At 62.6% G+C, this 16,472-nt stretch carries 15 protein-coding genes and 1 tRNA gene; 14 read left to right on the top strand and 2 right to left on the bottom strand.

Annotated elements, in window-relative coordinates:
* Positions 1 to 2: 2 nt before the first annotated feature.
* From argF to HT579_00315, 14 genes are all read left to right on the top strand, one after another.
* Complete coding sequence (gene argF / locus HT579_00380; protein QKS27552.1) at positions 3 to 956, top strand: ornithine carbamoyltransferase; 954 nt, start codon at positions 3 to 5, stop codon at positions 954 to 956.
* A complete protein-coding gene (locus tag HT579_00375; GenBank protein ID QKS27551.1) occupies positions 953 to 2,182 on the top strand; it encodes an argininosuccinate synthase in 1,230 nt (409 codons plus the stop codon). Before argF ends, HT579_00375 begins: the two co-directional genes overlap by 4 nt.
* Before the next feature lie 47 nt (positions 2,183 to 2,229).
* Positions 2,230 to 2,439, top strand: coding sequence for a DUF2788 domain-containing protein (locus tag HT579_00370; protein ID QKS27550.1), 210 nt, complete (start codon positions 2,230 to 2,232; stop codon positions 2,437 to 2,439).
* 73 nt (positions 2,440 to 2,512) lie between these two features.
* Positions 2,513 to 3,007, top strand: a complete 495-nt coding sequence (locus HT579_00365; protein ID QKS27549.1) for a YajQ family cyclic di-GMP-binding protein — start codon at positions 2,513 to 2,515, stop codon at positions 3,005 to 3,007.
* Between the two features lie 227 nt (positions 3,008 to 3,234).
* A complete protein-coding gene (locus tag HT579_00360; protein QKS27548.1) occupies positions 3,235 to 6,243 on the top strand; it encodes a DEAD/DEAH box helicase in 3,009 nt (1,002 codons plus the stop codon).
* 358 nt (positions 6,244 to 6,601) lie between these two features.
* Entirely contained in the window at positions 6,602 to 8,518 is a 1,917-nt protein-coding gene (gene thrS / locus HT579_00355) for a threonine--tRNA ligase (GenBank protein ID QKS27547.1), read from the top strand.
* A 26-nt stretch (positions 8,519 to 8,544) separates the two neighbouring features.
* Positions 8,545 to 9,066: a translation initiation factor IF-3 gene (gene infC, locus HT579_00350; protein ID QKS31415.1), complete on the top strand. Its 522-nt coding sequence runs from the start codon at positions 8,545 to 8,547 to the stop codon at positions 9,064 to 9,066.
* A gap of 115 nt (positions 9,067 to 9,181) precedes the next feature.
* On the top strand, positions 9,182 to 9,379 hold the full coding sequence (rpmI, locus tag HT579_00345) for a 50S ribosomal protein L35 (protein QKS27546.1): 198 nt from the start codon (positions 9,182 to 9,184) through the stop codon (positions 9,377 to 9,379).
* Between the two features lie 11 nt (positions 9,380 to 9,390).
* The gene (gene rplT / locus HT579_00340; protein QKS27545.1) at positions 9,391 to 9,750 is read left to right on the top strand and encodes a 50S ribosomal protein L20; all 360 of its coding nucleotides are present in this window, start codon (positions 9,391 to 9,393) and stop codon (positions 9,748 to 9,750) included.
* Positions 9,751 to 9,802: 52 nt separating this feature from the next.
* A complete protein-coding gene (gene pheS / locus HT579_00335; protein ID QKS27544.1) occupies positions 9,803 to 10,849 on the top strand; it encodes a phenylalanine--tRNA ligase subunit alpha in 1,047 nt (348 codons plus the stop codon).
* A 28-nt stretch (positions 10,850 to 10,877) separates the two neighbouring features.
* Positions 10,878 to 13,253 (top strand): phenylalanine--tRNA ligase subunit beta, encoded by a 2,376-nt coding sequence (locus HT579_00330; protein QKS27543.1) that lies wholly within the window; start codon positions 10,878 to 10,880, stop codon positions 13,251 to 13,253.
* Positions 13,254 to 13,259: 6 nt separating this feature from the next.
* Positions 13,260 to 13,568, top strand: a complete 309-nt coding sequence (locus HT579_00325; GenBank protein QKS27542.1) for an integration host factor subunit alpha — start codon at positions 13,260 to 13,262, stop codon at positions 13,566 to 13,568.
* Positions 13,552 to 13,917 (top strand): MerR family transcriptional regulator, encoded by a 366-nt coding sequence (locus HT579_00320; protein ID QKS27541.1) that lies wholly within the window; start codon positions 13,552 to 13,554, stop codon positions 13,915 to 13,917. Before HT579_00325 ends, HT579_00320 begins: the two co-directional genes overlap by 17 nt.
* A 35-nt stretch (positions 13,918 to 13,952) precedes the next feature.
* Positions 13,953 to 14,029 (top strand) — tRNA-Pro (locus tag HT579_00315).
* Between the two features lie 130 nt (positions 14,030 to 14,159).
* On the opposite strand, the gene HT579_00310 is transcribed toward HT579_00315, so the two are convergent.
* Together HT579_00310 and HT579_00305 are read right to left on the bottom strand one after the other, a co-directional pair.
* Positions 14,160 to 15,224 (bottom strand): GNAT family N-acetyltransferase, encoded by a 1,065-nt coding sequence (locus HT579_00310; GenBank protein QKS27540.1) that lies wholly within the window; start codon positions 15,222 to 15,224, stop codon positions 14,160 to 14,162.
* 22 nt (positions 15,225 to 15,246) lie between these two features.
* Positions 15,247 to 16,446 (bottom strand): DegT/DnrJ/EryC1/StrS aminotransferase family protein, encoded by a 1,200-nt coding sequence (locus HT579_00305; protein ID QKS27539.1) that lies wholly within the window; start codon positions 16,444 to 16,446, stop codon positions 15,247 to 15,249.
* Positions 16,447 to 16,472 lie beyond the last annotated feature (26 nt).

The raw sequence follows: 16,472 nt of genomic DNA, 5'->3' as shown, positions 1-16,472 counted from the left end.
CCATGCGCTGCCCCCGGCATTTTCTCCAGTTCAAGGACTTCACGCGCGCGGAATTCGATCATCTGTTCGAACGTGCACGCTGGATCAAGAACGAGTTCAAGGCCTTTCGCAAATACTGGCCGCTCAGCGATCGCACGCTGGTGATGATCTTCGAGAAGGCCAGCACCCGCACCCGACTTTCGTTCGAGGCCGGCATGCAGCAACTCGGTGGTTCGGCGATCTACCTCAACAGCCGCGACTCGCAACTGCAGCGCGGCGAGTCGGTTGAAGATGCGGCACAGGTGATTTCGCGCATGAGCGATGTGGTGATGATCCGAACCTTCGAGCAGGCGATCATCGAGCGCTTTGCGGCGAATTCGCGCGTGCCGGTGATCAACGGGCTGACCAACGAGTATCATCCATGCCAGATTCTCGCTGACATCTTCACCTTCATCGAGCATCGCGGTCCGATCCAGGGCAGGACGGTTGCCTGGGTCGGCGATTCGAACAATGTCTGCAATACTTGGCTGCAGGCGGCCGAAGTACTCGACTTTCGGGTGCACGTCTCCACCCCGCCGGGCTACGAAGTCGTTCCCGAGCGTCTCGGCTTGCAGGGGACAAGGCATTTCGAGCAGTTTGCCGACCCTCTGGCGGCAACGCGGCAAGCTGACCTGGTTACCACCGATGTGTGGACTTCGATGGGCTTCGAAGCCGAAAACGATCACCGGCGGCGCGCCTTCGCCGCCTGGCAGGTGAATCGCGAGATGATGCGGATGGCCAGCCCGCAGGCCCTTTTCATGCACTGCCTGCCGGTACACCGGGGCGAGGAAGTGGCGGCGGAGGTCATCGATGGGCCGCAGAGCGTCGTCTGGGATGAGGCCGAGAACCGCATGCACACACAAAAGGCGCTGCTGGAATATCTGCTGTGCGGCCGCGTCGATGTATCATCATCCAGTTCGAGCGGGGAAAGAACATGAACCAGATCAGCAAAGCCGTCCTTGCCTATTCGGGTGGGCTCGATACCTCAGTCATCCTGAAGTGGTTGCAGGATACCTATCGCTGCGAGGTGGTGACCTTCACTGCCGATCTCGGGCAAGGGGAGGAACTCGAGGCGGCACGTCCGAAGGCGCTGAAGCTCGGCATTGCGGCAGAGAACATCTACATTGAAGACCTGCGCGAAGAGTTCGTCCGCGACTTTGTCTTCCCGATGTTTCGCGCCAATACGGTCTATGAGGGCGAGTACCTGCTCGGCACGTCGATCGCGCGACCGCTGATTGCCAAGCGGATGATCGAGATCGCCAATCTGACCGCTGCCGACGCGGTGGCGCATGGCGCTACCGGCAAGGGCAACGACCAGGTACGCTTCGAACTCGGGGCTTACGCCCTGCGACCCGACATACGGATCATCGCGCCTTGGCGCGAGTGGGACCTGCTGTCGCGCGAGAGACTCCTGGCGTATGCCGCGGAGCATGGCATCCCCGTCGAGATGAAGCATCGCCAGGGTGGCTCCCCGTATTCGATGGATGCCAACCTGCTGCACATCAGCTATGAGGGACGTCACCTGGAAGATCCGGCAGCCGAAGCCGAGGAGTCGATGTGGCGCTGGACGGTCTCGCCGGAGAGAGCGCCGGATGCAGCAGAATACCTCGAGCTCGAGTTCGAACGTGGCGATCTGGTGGCAATCGACGGCCTGCGACTGCCGGCACACGAACTGCTTGCACGACTCAACGAGCTGGGCGGCAAGCACGGGATCGGTCGCATCGACCTCGTCGAGAACCGCTACGTCGGCATGAAGTCGCGGGGCTGCTACGAAACGCCGGGTGGGACGATCCTGCTGCCAGCCCACCGGGCCATCGAGTCGATCACGCTGGACCGTGAGGTGGCTCATCTTAAGGATGACCTGATGCCGCGCTACGCCAGCCTGATCTATAACGGCTACTGGTGGAGCCCGGAACGGTTGGCGCTGCAGAAGCTGATCGACCATACGCAGGTGGCGGTGAATGGCTGGGTACGGGTCAAGCTGTACAAGGGCAACGTGATCGTCGTCGGCCGCGATTCAGCGACCGATTCGCTGTTTGACTCGACGATCGCGACTTTCGAGGATGACGCCGGTGCGTACGACCAGAAGGACGCTGCCGGTTTCATCAAGCTCAACGCCTTGCGGATGCGCATTGCGGCCAGGCTCGCGGCGCGCCGGCGATGATCGCGGGATGATCCGTCGATGTGCGCCCTGAGTGAAAGGCGGCGCGGATGTTTGGACTGAGCGAAGAACAGATATCCGGGTTCGGCATGACCTTCGGGGTCGGTGCCTTCATGCTCTTCATGCTCTTCATCATAGGTGAGATCGCCTGGAAGTCCAAGGCTGGCAAGACGGGCACCATCGTGCTCTTCTTTGTCCTGTCATTCGGCATGCTGGGCTTCATCGCCAAGACGATCATGGAAAAGCTCTGGGGCCTCTAGTTGTTCCGCATGCCACCGCCGGCGGTGCGGGGCCGCGCCTGGCCGCCCTTTCGACCAACAACTGGATCACTCTATGCCTTCATTCGACTTTTCTTCCGAAGCCGACATGGCCGCGTTGCACAACGCGCTCGACGTCACCCGGCGTGCCATCGACAATCGCTACGATTTCAAGGGCACGAGCGCCAGGGTGGAACTCAATGACAAGGACAAGGTGATCACGCTGCACGGTGACTCCGAGTTCCAGCTTGGGCAGATCAGGGATCTCCTGTTTCCGGCAATGGAGAAGAAGGAAAAGGAGAGCACCAAGCGACTCGAAGATCAGCCGGTGCAGCGAGTCTCTGGCAACAAGGTCAAACAGGACCTGAAGATCCGAATTGGCATCGAGTCGGAACTGGCGAAGAAGATCGTCAAGCTGATCAAGGACTCGAAGCTCAAGGTGCAGGCTTCGATTCAGGGCGATGCGGTGCGCGTCAGTGGCGCCAAGCGGGACGAGCTGCAGGCCTGCATCGCGCTGGTGACGAAGGAGATCAGCGATTTTCCGATCCGCTACGGCAACTTCCGCGATTGAGAACGGGCGCAAGCGGAGTGGTGTGGCTGCGCTTGCCGGAGCTTGCCGCCGTATGCCAGCTTATTTGTCCGGGTGGCCGCGGTTGCGCTGTTTCGCGGTCCGCGACAACGGTGTGTCGCGGAACTCTTGGCTGTGGGGGCACACCTTGAACGAGTCTTCGATCCGTCTGCCTTCACTGCGCGAAGTCTGGCGCGAGAGCGGTGTCACCCAGCCGTCGGCCACGCCGCGTGGATAAGCCGGCGGAACGATCGCTGCCGCTCGGCAAGAGCGACGTCGGCGCGCTCTCGTGGACCGAGGAACTGCGCCGGGTGGCGATTGCGGTGAGCAAGAAGGACCGCAGTCCCGGCGGCGGTCGCCAGCAGCTCTTCTACCTGCTGCATTGGACGGCCGACCTGGCTGGCTTCGGGGTCACGGTTCACAAGGGCCGCGAACCTGATGGCGCCGACGAGGTGTGGAACATCGATCGTGCGCTCGCGAAATCCCTGCGCTTCGTGAGTGACGAAGATCGTCCGATCCTGCGACTGCTGTGGGCCGAGCGCGCCTTCGACACGGGTCTGCGCGCCTTTGGCCTTGGGCCAAGACACGGTGGCGAAGCGCTGCAACTCATGGCACAAACCGGCCGGCTGTGTCGAGGCGATGATTTTTCCTTTCTGACGCTGGCTGCACCGCGCCCCGCGACTGTTGGTTGGCGGGAGAGCGGCGACGGGCGTCAGTCGGCCATGCTGCTCGCGGAGCCGGCGGCCGGTCTGGTCATACCGCTGCCGCAGCCGTGGTTCGTCGATCTCGACGGGCGCCAGGTTGGTTCCCTGCAGGTGCGAGGCAACCCGGCGGTAGTAGCCCGCCTGTTCTCGCTACCGCCCCTGTCGGCCACAGCTGCCGCCCTGGTTGGCGAGGCCCTTGCCGAGACCGTGAGCGAGCTGCCTTGCGACCCTGAACAGGCCAGCTCAAACATCCGCTGCATCGTTGCCGAGCCGGTCGCACTGCTGCGTCTGCGGACCCTGCACATACACGGCAATCGCGGCTGGCGTGACTACTCGGCGGCTTTCGGCGGAGGGCCCTTCGATGTCGCCTTGGCGGCGTTTCGCTACGAGGATGTCGAGGTGATTCCCGACGACCGGCGCGACTTCACGATCCTGGCCAATGGTGAGATGGTGCGCATCGAGCGTCAGCGTGCGCGCGAAGAGGAACTCATGTCGGAACTGGGCAGTGCCGATCTGGAGAAGATCCCGGGCTACGTCCTGCAAACCTTCGGCAGGCCACCGGACAATGCATATGGACTGGCGCAGGAGAGCAGTTGGCCGGTCTTCATGCGTGAGCAACTGCCGCGCCTGCGCAGAAGCGGTTGGCAGGTCGACTTTGCTGCCGAGTTTCGCCATCGCTTGCTCGAGGTCGAGGCCTGGGATGCCGATCTCACGGACTCCGGGCAGGGCTGGTTTGAACTCGACATGGGAATCGTCGTGGAAGGTGAGCGTCTGCCACTTGCGCCTCTGCTTGCCAGCCTCTTCCGGCGTGACGGGCGCTGGCTCGAGGCCAGCCTCTTGGCACAGGTCGCGAACAACGAGATGGTCGAACTGGTGACCGGTGCCGGTTTGAGAATCCGCGTTCCTGCGTGGCGCCTGAAGCCGCTTGCGGCAACCCTGATCGACCTCTTTGATGGCTTCACCGGCGGTAGCAGCCTGCGCCTTTCCCGTTTCGACGCGCCGCGCCTGACCGAGCTCAACGACGGTTCGCGCTGGCGGTTCAAGGGCCAGAGTGATGTGCTGGCGCTCGCCGAGCAGCTGAGCGCAGCACAGGGGATCGGCCACATCGAGCCGCCACGGGGGCTCGCCCTGGAGTTGCGTCATTACCAGACCGAAGGGCTGGCCTGGCTGCAGTTCCTGCGCGAACAGAATCTTGCGGGAATTCTCGCCGACGACATGGGTCTGGGCAAGACGGCGCAGACACTGGCACACCTGCTGCTGGAAAAGGAATCGGGCCGGCTGGACCGGCCGGCACTGATCGTGCTGCCCACCTCACTGATCTTCAACTGGACCAACGAGGCCGCTCGCTTTGCTCCGGGCCTGTCCATCCTGTCGTTGCATGGACCGGAACGAAAGAGCCGCTTTGCCGACATCCCGCGCCATGATGTGGTGCTGACGACCTATCCGCTGCTATGGCGCGATGCAGCCGACCTGACCCGGTACGCCTATCACCTGCTGATTCTCGACGAGGCGCAGACGGTGAAGAACGCCCGCAGTCAGGGTGCTGAAGTGGTCCGTCGGATCGAAGCTCGTCACCGCCTCTGCTTGACCGGGACGCCGCTGGAGAACCACCTGGGCGAACTCTGGAGCCAGTTCGACTTCCTGTTGCCGGGCTTTCTCGGCAGTAACCAGACCTTCACCAAGTACTGGCGGACACCGATCGAGAAGCAGGGCGACGTCAGGCGCCGTGAGCTGTTGGCGAGGCGGGTGCGGCCGTTCATCCTGCGCCGCAAGAAAGAGGAGGTTGCACGCGAACTGCCGCCGAAGACCATCATCGTGCGCAAGGTGGAACTGGCTGGTGGTCAACGCGATCTCTACGAGACCGTTCGCGTTGCCATGGACGCCAAGGTGCGTGAGGAAATCGCCAGCAAGGGTTTCAATCGCAGCCAGATCGTCATTCTTGATGCGCTGCTGAAGTTGCGACAGGTCTGTTGCGACCCGCGGTTGCTCAAGTCCAAGTCGGTGCAGAAGATCAAGGAACGCGCCAAGCTGGATCTCCTGATGACGATGGTGCCGGAATTGGTTGAGGAGGGCCGGAAGATCCTGGTGTTCTCGCAGTTCACCAGCATGCTGGCGCTGATTGCCAAGGAACTGCGGCTCCTTGCCCTCGACTACGCCCTGCTTTGCGGTGACACGGTGGATCGCGAGGAACAGGTCCGCCGCTTTCAGGCGGGCGAAGTGTCCATCTTCCTGATCAGCCTGCGCGCCGGAGGCGTTGGCCTGAATCTGACGGCTGCCGATACAGTCATCCACTACGATCCGTGGTGGAACCCCGCCGCCGAGAATCAGGCGACCGATCGCGCGCATCGACTTGGCCAGGACAAGCCGGTGTTCGTCTATAAGCTGATCATTGCCGGCAGCATCGAAGAGAAGATTCTCGCCCTGCAGGAGGGCAAGGCCGAGCTTGCGGCGCGCATTCTGTCTGCCGACCATGGCGTCGAAGCCAAGTTCGGCAGCGACGACATCTCGGCGCTTTTCGCGCCGCTGGCGAGTTGAGGGATCGCGACCACGCGGTGGCGACTGACGCCGCCCCGCCCTGCTTGCAGGTCGGTGCGTCCTTGGAGGTCGCAGGGCCACAGCCGGGACTGTCGGCGCTTGGCTTTTGGCCGGCCGGACCTGCTGTGCTAGAATCGCAGCGTCGAGGATCTACGGGAAGGTTGGCGAACGTCGTTGCTGCCGGCTGCGATCGGGTCCGACACCGTTCTTGCCGAGTGGTCGACGGCGGGATGTTGGCCAGAGACCCTGAGCGCGGCTGTCGTCGCGCTTGGTGCGAGTTGTCGATTTCTCGCCTGCGGTCCGGACACAAGCCAGAGCGGCGCTCTGGCTTTTCCATTTCTTCGTGCTGAGGTGCACTATGCCGGTCGTCACACTACCCGATGGTTCGCAGAGGGATTTCGCGCGGCCTGTGACGGTCGCCGAGGTCGCGCAGACGATTGGTGCCGGCTTGGCGCGAGCCGCCTTGGCCGGCAAGATCGATGGCCGTCTGGTGGATACCTCATTCGTGATCAACAGCGATGCCCATCTGGCGATCGTCACCGAAAAGGATCCCGAGGGGCTCGAGGTCATTCGCCACTCGACGGCACACCTCATGGCCTATGCGGTGAAGGAGCTGTTTCCGGCGGCACAGGTGACCATTGGCCCGGTCATCGAGAGCGGCTTCTACTACGATTTCGCATTCGAGCGTCCGTTCACGCTTGACGATCTGGCGGCCATCGAAAGGCGGATGGCGGAACTGGTGCGGCGCGATTTGCCGGTGCAGAGGGAAGTCTGGCAGCGCGATCAGGCTGTCGCCTTCTTCAAGTCCAAGGGCGAGCACTACAAGGCGGAACTGATCGATGCGATACCGGCGGATCAGACTGTCTCGCTGTACCGCGAAGGAGACTTCGTTGACCTTTGTCGTGGTCCGCATGTCCCATCGACCGGTAGATTGAAGGTCTTCAAGCTGATGAAGCTGGCCGGTGCCTACTGGCGCGGGGACCACCGCAACGAACAGTTGCAGCGCATCTACGGCACCGCGTGGATCCGTAAGGAAGACCAGGATGCATACCTGCACATGCTCGAAGAAGCCGAGAAGCGGGATCATCGCAAGCTGGGTCGGCAACTCGACCTCTTTCACCTGCAGGACGAGGCGCCCGGGATGGTCTTCTGGCACCCTAAGGGCTGGACCATTTGGCAGGAAGTCGAACAGTACATCCGGCGTCTGCTCGGCGAGAACGGCTATTGCGAAGTGAAGACGCCGATGATCATGGATCGTTCGCTCTGGGAGCGCTCGGGCCACTGGCAGAACTATGCGGAGCACATGTTCACGACTGCCTCGGAGAACCGTGACTACGCGATCAAGCCGATGAACTGCCCCGGGCACATCCAGATCTTCAATCAGGGGCTGCGCAGTTACCGTGACCTGCCGATGCGACTGGCAGAGTTCGGCTCCTGCCATCGCAACGAGCCGTCCGGTGCCCTGCACGGCATCATGCGCGTGCGCGCCTTCGTTCAGGATGACGCACACATATTCTGTACGGAACAGCAGGTATTGCCGGAGACGGCTGCATTCATCGACCTGTTGCAGAAGATCTATGCCGATTTCGGATTTACCGAGATCCTCGTCAAGCTGTCCACGCGGCCGGCGAAACGCATCGGATCGGACGCCGCATGGGACCGGGCGGAAGCGGCATTGGCCGAGGCTCTGGCGGCGAAAGCACTGGCCTATGACCTGCAGCCGGGAGAAGGCGCATTCTACGGGCCGAAGATCGAGTTTTCGCTGAAGGACTGCCTTGGGCGCGTTTGGCAGTGTGGCACACTGCAACTTGACTTTGCCTTGCCGCAACGCCTTGACGCGCACTACGTTGGCGAGAACAACGAGCGCCAGGTTCCGGTCATGCTGCACCGGGCGATCCTCGGCTCGCTGGAGCGCTTCATCGGGATTCTCATCGAGCATTATGCTGGTGCGATGCCCCTCTGGCTGTCGCCGATACAGGCGGTGGTGCTGAATATTTCAGAGAAACAGGCCGACTATGCGGGGCAGGTCGCGGCGGTGCTGCGCAGCGCCGGGCTGCGGGTCGAGGCGGATTTGCGCAATGAAAAAATTACCTATAAAATACGAGAACATAGCATGAACAAGCTGCCGTATCAGATCGTCGTTGGCGACAAGGAGGTGGCAGCGAATCTGGTGGCCGTGCGCACGCGCGGGGGCAGGGACCTCGGGCAAATGACTCTCGAGGCTCTGACCGGGCGGCTTCTTGGGGAAGTCGCCGAGCGCAGTGGCACGGCTTGACTTTTGTCGGAAAAAGGAGCGGGACCATCGCACTGCAAAAAGCGCAACGCGTCAACGAAGAAATCAACGCACCGGAGGTCCGGCTCATCGGCGCCGACGGCGAGCAACTGGGAATCATGAGCGTCAGGGCGGCTCTGGCGCTTGCCGAAGAGGCGGGTGTCGACTTGGTCGAGATCGCCCCGATGGCGCAGCCGCCGGTCTGCCGCATCGTCGATTTTGGCAAGTTCAAGTACCAGGAACAGAAGCGTCAGCATGAGCAGAAGCTCAAGCAGAAGCAGGTGCAGGTGAAGGAAGTGAAGCTGCGTCCGGGTACCGATGAAAACGACTACCAGATCAAGCTGCGCAACATGACGCGTTTCCTCGAGGAAGAGGACAAGGTCAAGGTTACGCTGCGCTTCCGTGGCCGGGAAATGGCGCATCAGGATATCGGCATGCGGCAGATCGAGCGCATCAGGGCCGATCTGCAGGACTTGGCATTGGTCGAGCAGATGCCGAAGATGGAAGGAAGGCAGATGGTGATGGTGCTGACGCCGAGCAAGAAGCGTTAGATTGCAGGAGCCACGGCCGGCGACGCGAGTCTCGTGCCGTGTGGATAAGTGGTGCCGGGTTCGAAGAACTCCCGTCGGGAGACACCTGGCAGCATGTCATTAACAGGAGCATCCAATGCCCAAGATGAAAACCAAGACAGGAGCCAAGAAGCGCTTCAAGATCAGTCCGAGTGGTCGCATCAAGCGTTCGTTCGCGTACAAGCGTCACATCCTGACAAAGAAGGACACCAAGACCAAGCGCCAGTTGCGCGGCATGACCGCAGTGCACGCCGCCGACAAGGCGGTCGTGCGTGCCATGATGCCCTACGCATAAGGAGATAATCGATGCCTCGAGTCAAGCGTGGTGTAACGGCGCACGCGCGCCACAAGAAGATTCTCGCCCTGGCCAAGGGCTATCGCGGTCGTCGCAAGAACGTTTACCGTGTCGCCAAGCAGGCGGTGATGAAGGCAGGCCAGTATGCCTACCGTGATCGCCGACAGCGGAAGCGTCAGTTCCGCAGCCTCTGGATTGCCCGGATCAATGCCGCAGCCAGGGAACTCGGGATGAAATACAGTACCTTCATGAATGGTTTGAAGAAGGCACAGGTGGAGGTGGATCGCAAGGTGCTGGCAGATCTGGCTGTCTTTGACAAGCCTGCTTTCGCTGCGCTGGCTGCCGAGGCGAAGGCCCGGCTTGCCGCCTAGGCCCGACGACTTTCGGGAAAGGAGGCGCGAGCCTCCTTTTTTTCGGTGAAGCATGCATAACCTCGATCAGATTGTCCAGGCGGCGGAGCTGGCTTTTGCTGCAACCGACGACGCCGATGTGCTTGAGCAGATCAAGGCCGCTTATCTCGGCAGGAACGGACAGATAACCGACCTGCTCAAGGCTTTGGCCAAACTACCGCCGCACGAGCGCAAGACGGCAGGTGCGGCGGTCAATCGCGCCAAGGAAGCCGTCGAAACCGTCCTCAACACGCGTCGTGAAGCAATCCGGAAGATGGCACTGAGCGCCCGCTTGGCGGAGGAGGCGCTCGACGTGAGCTTGCCTGGTCGTGGGCAGGCACGCGGCGGTTTGCACCCGGTGACACGAACACTCGAACGGGTCGAATCCCTGTTCCGTTCGATCGGTTTCGAGGTTGCCGACGGTCCCGAGATCGAGGCCGATTTCCAGAACTTCACCGCCCTGAATACGCCGGAGAATCATCCTGCGCGCTCCATGCACGACACCTTCTACCTGCTGGATGAGTCGGGAGCGGTTGCCGAGGGTGTATTGCTGCGCACCCATACCAGCCCGATCCAGGTGCGCTACATGCAGGCGCATGTCGCCAGGCATGCTGCGTTGGAGACGATGCCGGAAATCCGGGTCATTGCGCCGGGGCGGGTCTATCGCGTCGACTCCGATGCGACGCATTCACCAATGTTCCATCAGGTCGAAGGGCTGTGGATCGGCGAGAACGTCAGCTTTGCCGATCTGAAGGGTGTCATCGCCGACTTCCTGCGCCGTTTCTTCGAGAGTGACGATCTGCAGGTGCGTTTCCGGCCCTCCTTCTTTCCTTTCACCGAACCATCGGCAGAAATCGACATGGCGTTCATGAGCGGTGCGCACAAGGGGCGGTGGCTCGAGATCGCCGGCTGCGGAATGGTTCACCCGAACGTCCTGCGCCACGTCAACATCGATCCCGAGCGATACCTTGGTTTCGCTTTTGGCATGGGCCCTGATCGCCTCACCATGCTGCGTTACGGCATCAATGACCTGCGAATGTTCTTCGATGGCGACCTGCGCTTCCTGCGGCAGTTCGTCTGATGGCGACCCCTTGTGACCGCGAACGGGAATGAAATTCTCTGAATCCTGGCTACGCAGCTTCGTAGACCCCGCATGCTCTGGACAAGAGTTCTCGCACCTCCTGACCATGGCTGGTCTGGAGGTGGAGGAGGAAGAGACCGTCGCTCCCGCCTTCAGCCGGGTCGTCGTCGCCGAAGTCGTCAGCGTGGACCGTCATCCCAACGCCGATCGGCTTAGCCTTTGTCGCGTGGATGTTGGTGCCGGCGAGTTGCTGCAGATCGTCTGCGGTGCACCGGATGTCGTTGCGGGCAGCAAGGTCCCGTGTGCGCTGGTCGGTGCCGACCTTCCGGGTGGTTTGCAGATCAGGCTCAGCAAGGTGCGCGGGATCGAGTCCTTTGGCATGCTCTGTTCGGCACGGGAGCTTGGCATCACCGACGACGCGTCGGGACTGCTCCTCCTGGACACTGCGGCTGCCGTGGGCGAGGATCTGCGCCACCATCTCGATCTCGATGATCGCGTGCTGACGCTGAAGTTGACTCCCAATCGGGCGGATTGCCTGTCGCTCGAGGGTGTGGCGCGCGAGGTTGCGGCCCTTACTGGCGCACCGGCGACCTCTATCCAGGCCGAGGAGGTGCCGGTCGGCATTGCCACCGAGCGGGCAGTCTTCCTCGACGCTCCGGCGGCATGCCCGCGTTACTGCGGCAGGGTGATCGCCGGCGTCGACGCGGCCGCCGCGACGCCGTCCTGGATGCGGCGGCGACTCGAGCGCAGCGGCCTGCGCCCGATTTCGGCACTGGTTGACATCACCAACTATGTGATGCTCGAACTCGGCCAGCCGTTGCACGCTTTTGACAACCAGCGGCTTGCTGGAGCCGTGCACGCGCGCATGGCGCAGGCGGGCGAGACGATCAAGCTGCTCAACGAACAGACTGTCGAGCTGCAGAGCGACATCCTGCTGATTGCCGACGAGCGGCGGCCGTTGGCGATGGCGGGAGTGATGGGTGGCGAGGATAGCGGCATCACTCTGGCGACAACCGAGCTGTTCCTGGAGGCGGCATTCTTTGCACCCGAAGCGATCGCTGGGCGCGCCCGTCGCTACGGTTTCGTCTCCGATGCTGCACATCGTTTCGAACGGGGCGTCGATTTCGCTGCGACGCGGCGGGCGCTGGAGCGGGCGACGCGCCTCGTTATCGACATCTGTGGCGGGCAGGCTGGTCCGGTCAGTGAGGCGCTGGCGAGTCTGCCGCAGCGGCTTCCGGTTCGTCTGCGCCCGCGACGCGTGCGCAAGGTGCTGGGTTTGGACCTTTCTCCCGAGAGAATCGATGAGCTGTTTCGCCGCCTCGGCCTGTCATTCGTCCGCGACGCCGACGATTTTGTCGTCACGCCGCCCAGCTATCGCTTCGACATCGAGATCGAGGAAGACCTGATCGAGGAAATCGTTCGTCTCCACGGCTATGACAACATCCCTGCGGCCCTGCCTCGGGCGGCGCTGTCGATGCTGCCCCAGAGCGAGCAGACGCGGCCCGCAGCGCGAGTGCGGCAGATGCTGACTGATTGCGGCTATCAGGAAGTCATCAATTTTGCCTTCGTCGAAGAAGCCTGGGAAAGGGACCTCGCCGGCAACGATCGGGTGATCCGACTGGCCAATCCGATCGCCAGCCAGTTGAGTGTCATGCGTTCTTCGCTGTTTGGCGGGCTCCTCGCAAACGTGGCAACGAATCTCAAACGTCGGCAAAGCCGTGTGCGTGTTTTCGAGACGGGCCGGTGCTTCTTGCGAGATCCGCTTGGTGGCCCGGTCGCGGGTTTTCGTCAGCCATGGAAGCTCGCGGCGCTCGCCTACGGCGCGGCGCTGCCGGAACAGTGGGGCTGTGCCGCCCGCAACGTCGACTATTTTGACGTCAAGGGAGACCTCGAGCTATTGCTCACCCCGCGCGTTGCGCGCTTCGAGGTGGCTGAGCACCCGGCGCTGCATCCGGGTCGCAGCGCGCGGGTCTTGGTTGATGGCCAGGCAATTGGCTTCATCGGCGAGTTGCACCCGCAGTGGCAGCAGAAGTACGATCTGCCTTTGGCACCTGTGCTGTTCGAGGTAGACCTCGACCCCGTCGAGCGGGCCCGGCTGCCGCAGTATGTCGAGGGATCACGCCAACCGGTTGTCATCCGGGACGTGGCCATCGTCGTCGACCACGCACTCGAGCTGCAGCTGCTGCTCGATGCCTTGAGTGCCGATCGGCCTGCGATCGTCAGTGACATCCGGCTGTTCGATGTGTACGTCGGGCGCGGTGTCGAGGCCGGCAAGAAAAGCCTTGCCTTCCGTATAGTGATGCAAGATACTCACCGGACCTTGCTCGAGGCTGAAGTCGACGCCGCCATGCAGCAGCTGGTGACCTATCTGCAGCAGGCGTTTGGAGCGCGGCTTCGCGTCTGAGAAGGGATGGGAATGACGCTAACCAAGGCAGAACTGGCCGACTTGTTGTTCGAGAAGGTCGGTCTCAACAAGCGTGAGGCCAAGGACATGGTCGAGGCGTTCTTCGAGGAGATTCGGAACGCGCTCGAACGAGGTGACGGTGTCAAGTTGTCCGGGTTTGGCAATTTCCAGTTGCGAGACAAGCCGCAGCGCCCAGGCCGCAATCCAAAAACTGGCGAAGAAATCCCGATCACTGCCCGGCGAGTGGTGACCTTTCACGCCAGCCAGAAACTGAAGGCCGAGGTGGAGAACGCCTACGATGGAAGCCAGTCATAGAGAGCCGGTTCCGGAGCCGTTGCCGGCCATTCCTGCCAAACGCTACTTCACGATCGGCGAGGTGAGCGAACTTTGCGGCGTGAAGCCGCACGTCCTGCGTTACTGGGAGCAGGAGTTCGCGCAACTTCGACCGGTGAAACGGCGCGGCAACCGCCGCTACTATCAGCACCATGAAGTCCTTTTGGTTCGGCGTATCCGCGAGCTTCTCTACAGCCAGGGATTCACGATCAGTGGCGCGCGCAATCGTCTGGAGGACGCCGAGGCTGAGGCCACGGCGAAGGCCTCGGTGCTGACGCTCGAGGGAGTTCGTGCAGAACTCCTGAGCATCGTCGAAATGCTGCGGCCCTGAGTTCTGCGGTTTTTGGGATATAATCTATCCCCTGTCGGGGCGTGGCGCAGCCTGGTAGCGCACTTGCATGGGGTGCAAGGGGTCCCGAGTTCGAATCCCGGCGCCCCGACCAATTGAACCGAGCAGCAGCAGTCAACGAAAGACCGGCCAAAAGCCGGTCTTTCGTCCTTCATGCTCCCGAGCCGCGCACGCGTGTGCTCGGCACAAATGGCGTCCGTCTTCCGGTCGTCGCGTGCCCGCGTTCAGCCGGCCGATGCGCCGGTGCCGGACCGCCTTCGACGCCGCCACTCGGCAAGCCGCTGCAGCAGCGGCCAGCGATACAGCGTCAGGTGATAGAGGATGCGCGACTTTTCGGTCCACCGGCCGTGCCACTCCATCATGCGGCCGTAGTACTCGATGCGCTGTATTCTGCCCTCCTGGTACAGTAGCTCGATCTCGTCCTGGCTGAGCAGGAACGCGGGTGAGTACGACTGGATCGACTCGTCGTAGGTCGTTTTCAGGATGACCAGAACGTCGTCGCGTCGCAGGCAGAGGTTGGTCGCCACCACCCGGTCGTCAAACAGGTACTCGAAGACGACTGCTTCGCCGCGCATCGCCGCGTTCTCCAGCAAGCGCCGGTAGAACCTCCCCTGCGAGTTGTCTGGATGGACGGCCGTGCCCTGGCCGCCCTTCCAGCCAGCGCTCTCGAGTGCGCCATAACGCTCGATCGCGGCCGCCATGTCCGCCGCCTGGTCGAGGACACGAAGGTGCCCGCTGATCCCCTCGCCCGCCAGCCTGTTTCTCTGCTTGCGCATGTTCTGGCGGAGGTTCTTGCCGCGTTGGTTCCAGTATTCGGCAAAGCTGCCAGGAAGTTCGGTCCAGGCCGTGCGGATGTAGTCGCTGCTCTCGCTGTCGGCGGTGTTGGCCGGGCGAGCTGCATGGAGTGGGTCGATTTGCGTCATTGACAGCAAGAGGCAGAGGCCAAGCGGTCCCCGGATCAGGCTGCGCGCGAGCTCGAGCACCGGCAGTCGGTCATCGGCCACCCAGGCACCAAGGGGCAACTGGGATGGCTGGAAACTCTGCCATGCGGTGGCGGAGGTGCGAACCAGCAGGCACATCGCCGTGATCGTGTGCTCCTGTCGGCCGACCAGCAGCCTTTCCCGGCCCGTGCCAAACGAATCGAGGCTGGCGGTGATCGCCTCAGTGTTCAGGAAAGGAAGATCGCCGCGCTGCGCATTCAAACGGTCCCAGGCAGCGGACAGAACGGCGTCCTGGTGAAGCGATGCCGCAGGCAGGTTTTGCCAGACGAGCGCGGGTGATGGTGGCATTTTCGGGCGTGCCTTTCGATTTCTAGCCAGTGCCGCTGCCTGTCGGTCTGCGTTCCGCCGAAAGCAGAGCGAGCGTCGCGACCGCCGTGCGTGTCACGTCGGCGTCGCTCAAATCCTGGTGGCAGAGCAGCTGCAGGACGTGCCGGCTCCAGGAGGGTCCGACGTCGCCGGCGAGCAGGGGAGTGTCCGGCCAGATGCGGTCCCAGCGAAACACCGGCAGGGCGAGTGAGCGCAGGTTCTGATAGACCCGGTCGGCGTCGTCCACCCATAGGGGAAAGACGTACGGCACGGCGTCGGCTGCCGCTTCAGGGTAGAGCGGGTACGCTCCATCGACCTGCCGGAAGTACTGCGCGTAGACCGCATAGTTGGATCGGCGTCTGGTGATGATGCGTCCGTGTGGCAGCAGCCTCTTCAGCACGACGGCCGTTGATGCGGGTCTTCGGGTGATGCGCCCCATGTCACAGGCGAGCATCATGTTGGGCGGGGCGGTCGATTCGTCTTGTGCGGCCGCGGCTCTGGAGCGGTTGATCCGGTTCTTGATCGCGAAGATCCGGGCCAGGACCCAGCCGACACCGGCCAGGCGGCCGTAAGTCACGGCCGATTCGAGCACATCGGTCCAAGACTTGAGTTCCACTCGCAGGCCCTGCGGTGTCAGTTTGGGGGCAACGATCGGCCGGCTTGCCGACGCCAGTACGCCGCCTTCAGGCACCGGGAAGAACTTTGACAGACTGGCGGTGGCGAAATCGCCCCAGGCGCCCACCGGCCGCTCGCCGGCGCTGCCGAAATAGCAGTGGGCACAGTCCTCGATCAGGGCAATCTGTCGTGCGTCGCACCATTGCCGGACCTCCGCCAGTGATCGTGGGTGGCCAAAATAGTGCGATACGAGCATGGCTTTCGCGTGTGCCGCGGTCGCGTCAGCGATCGTGCCAAGCTGCGGGAGCCCTGTCGCACCGATGCCGAAATACGCCACCCGCAGTCCGGCCAGAATCACCGGAGCCACCATCGTCGGGCAATGATACGTGGGAACCAGGACCAGACTGCCCGGGTCGAGCCGCAACTGCAGCAACGCCAGGTAGATGGCGGCCCGGCCGCTGGTTGTCAGGCAGCTGGCGGCCATATCATCGATGCTGGGCACGCCAGCCAGACGCCGCGGGCCGGCAAAGCTCGACCAGTCGAGCAAGGGCGTGCGCGGCAGTTGCCGCGTCCCGTCACGGGCCGTCATGCGCCGCTCCGCCACCGCGACCATTG

Source organism: Candidatus Accumulibacter similis (assembly GCA_013347225.1).
GTDB lineage: Bacteria > Pseudomonadota > Gammaproteobacteria > Burkholderiales > Rhodocyclaceae > Accumulibacter > Accumulibacter similis.
The sequence above is the reverse complement of the archived record's forward strand: the minus strand, read 5'-3'. Positions and strand labels throughout refer to the sequence as shown.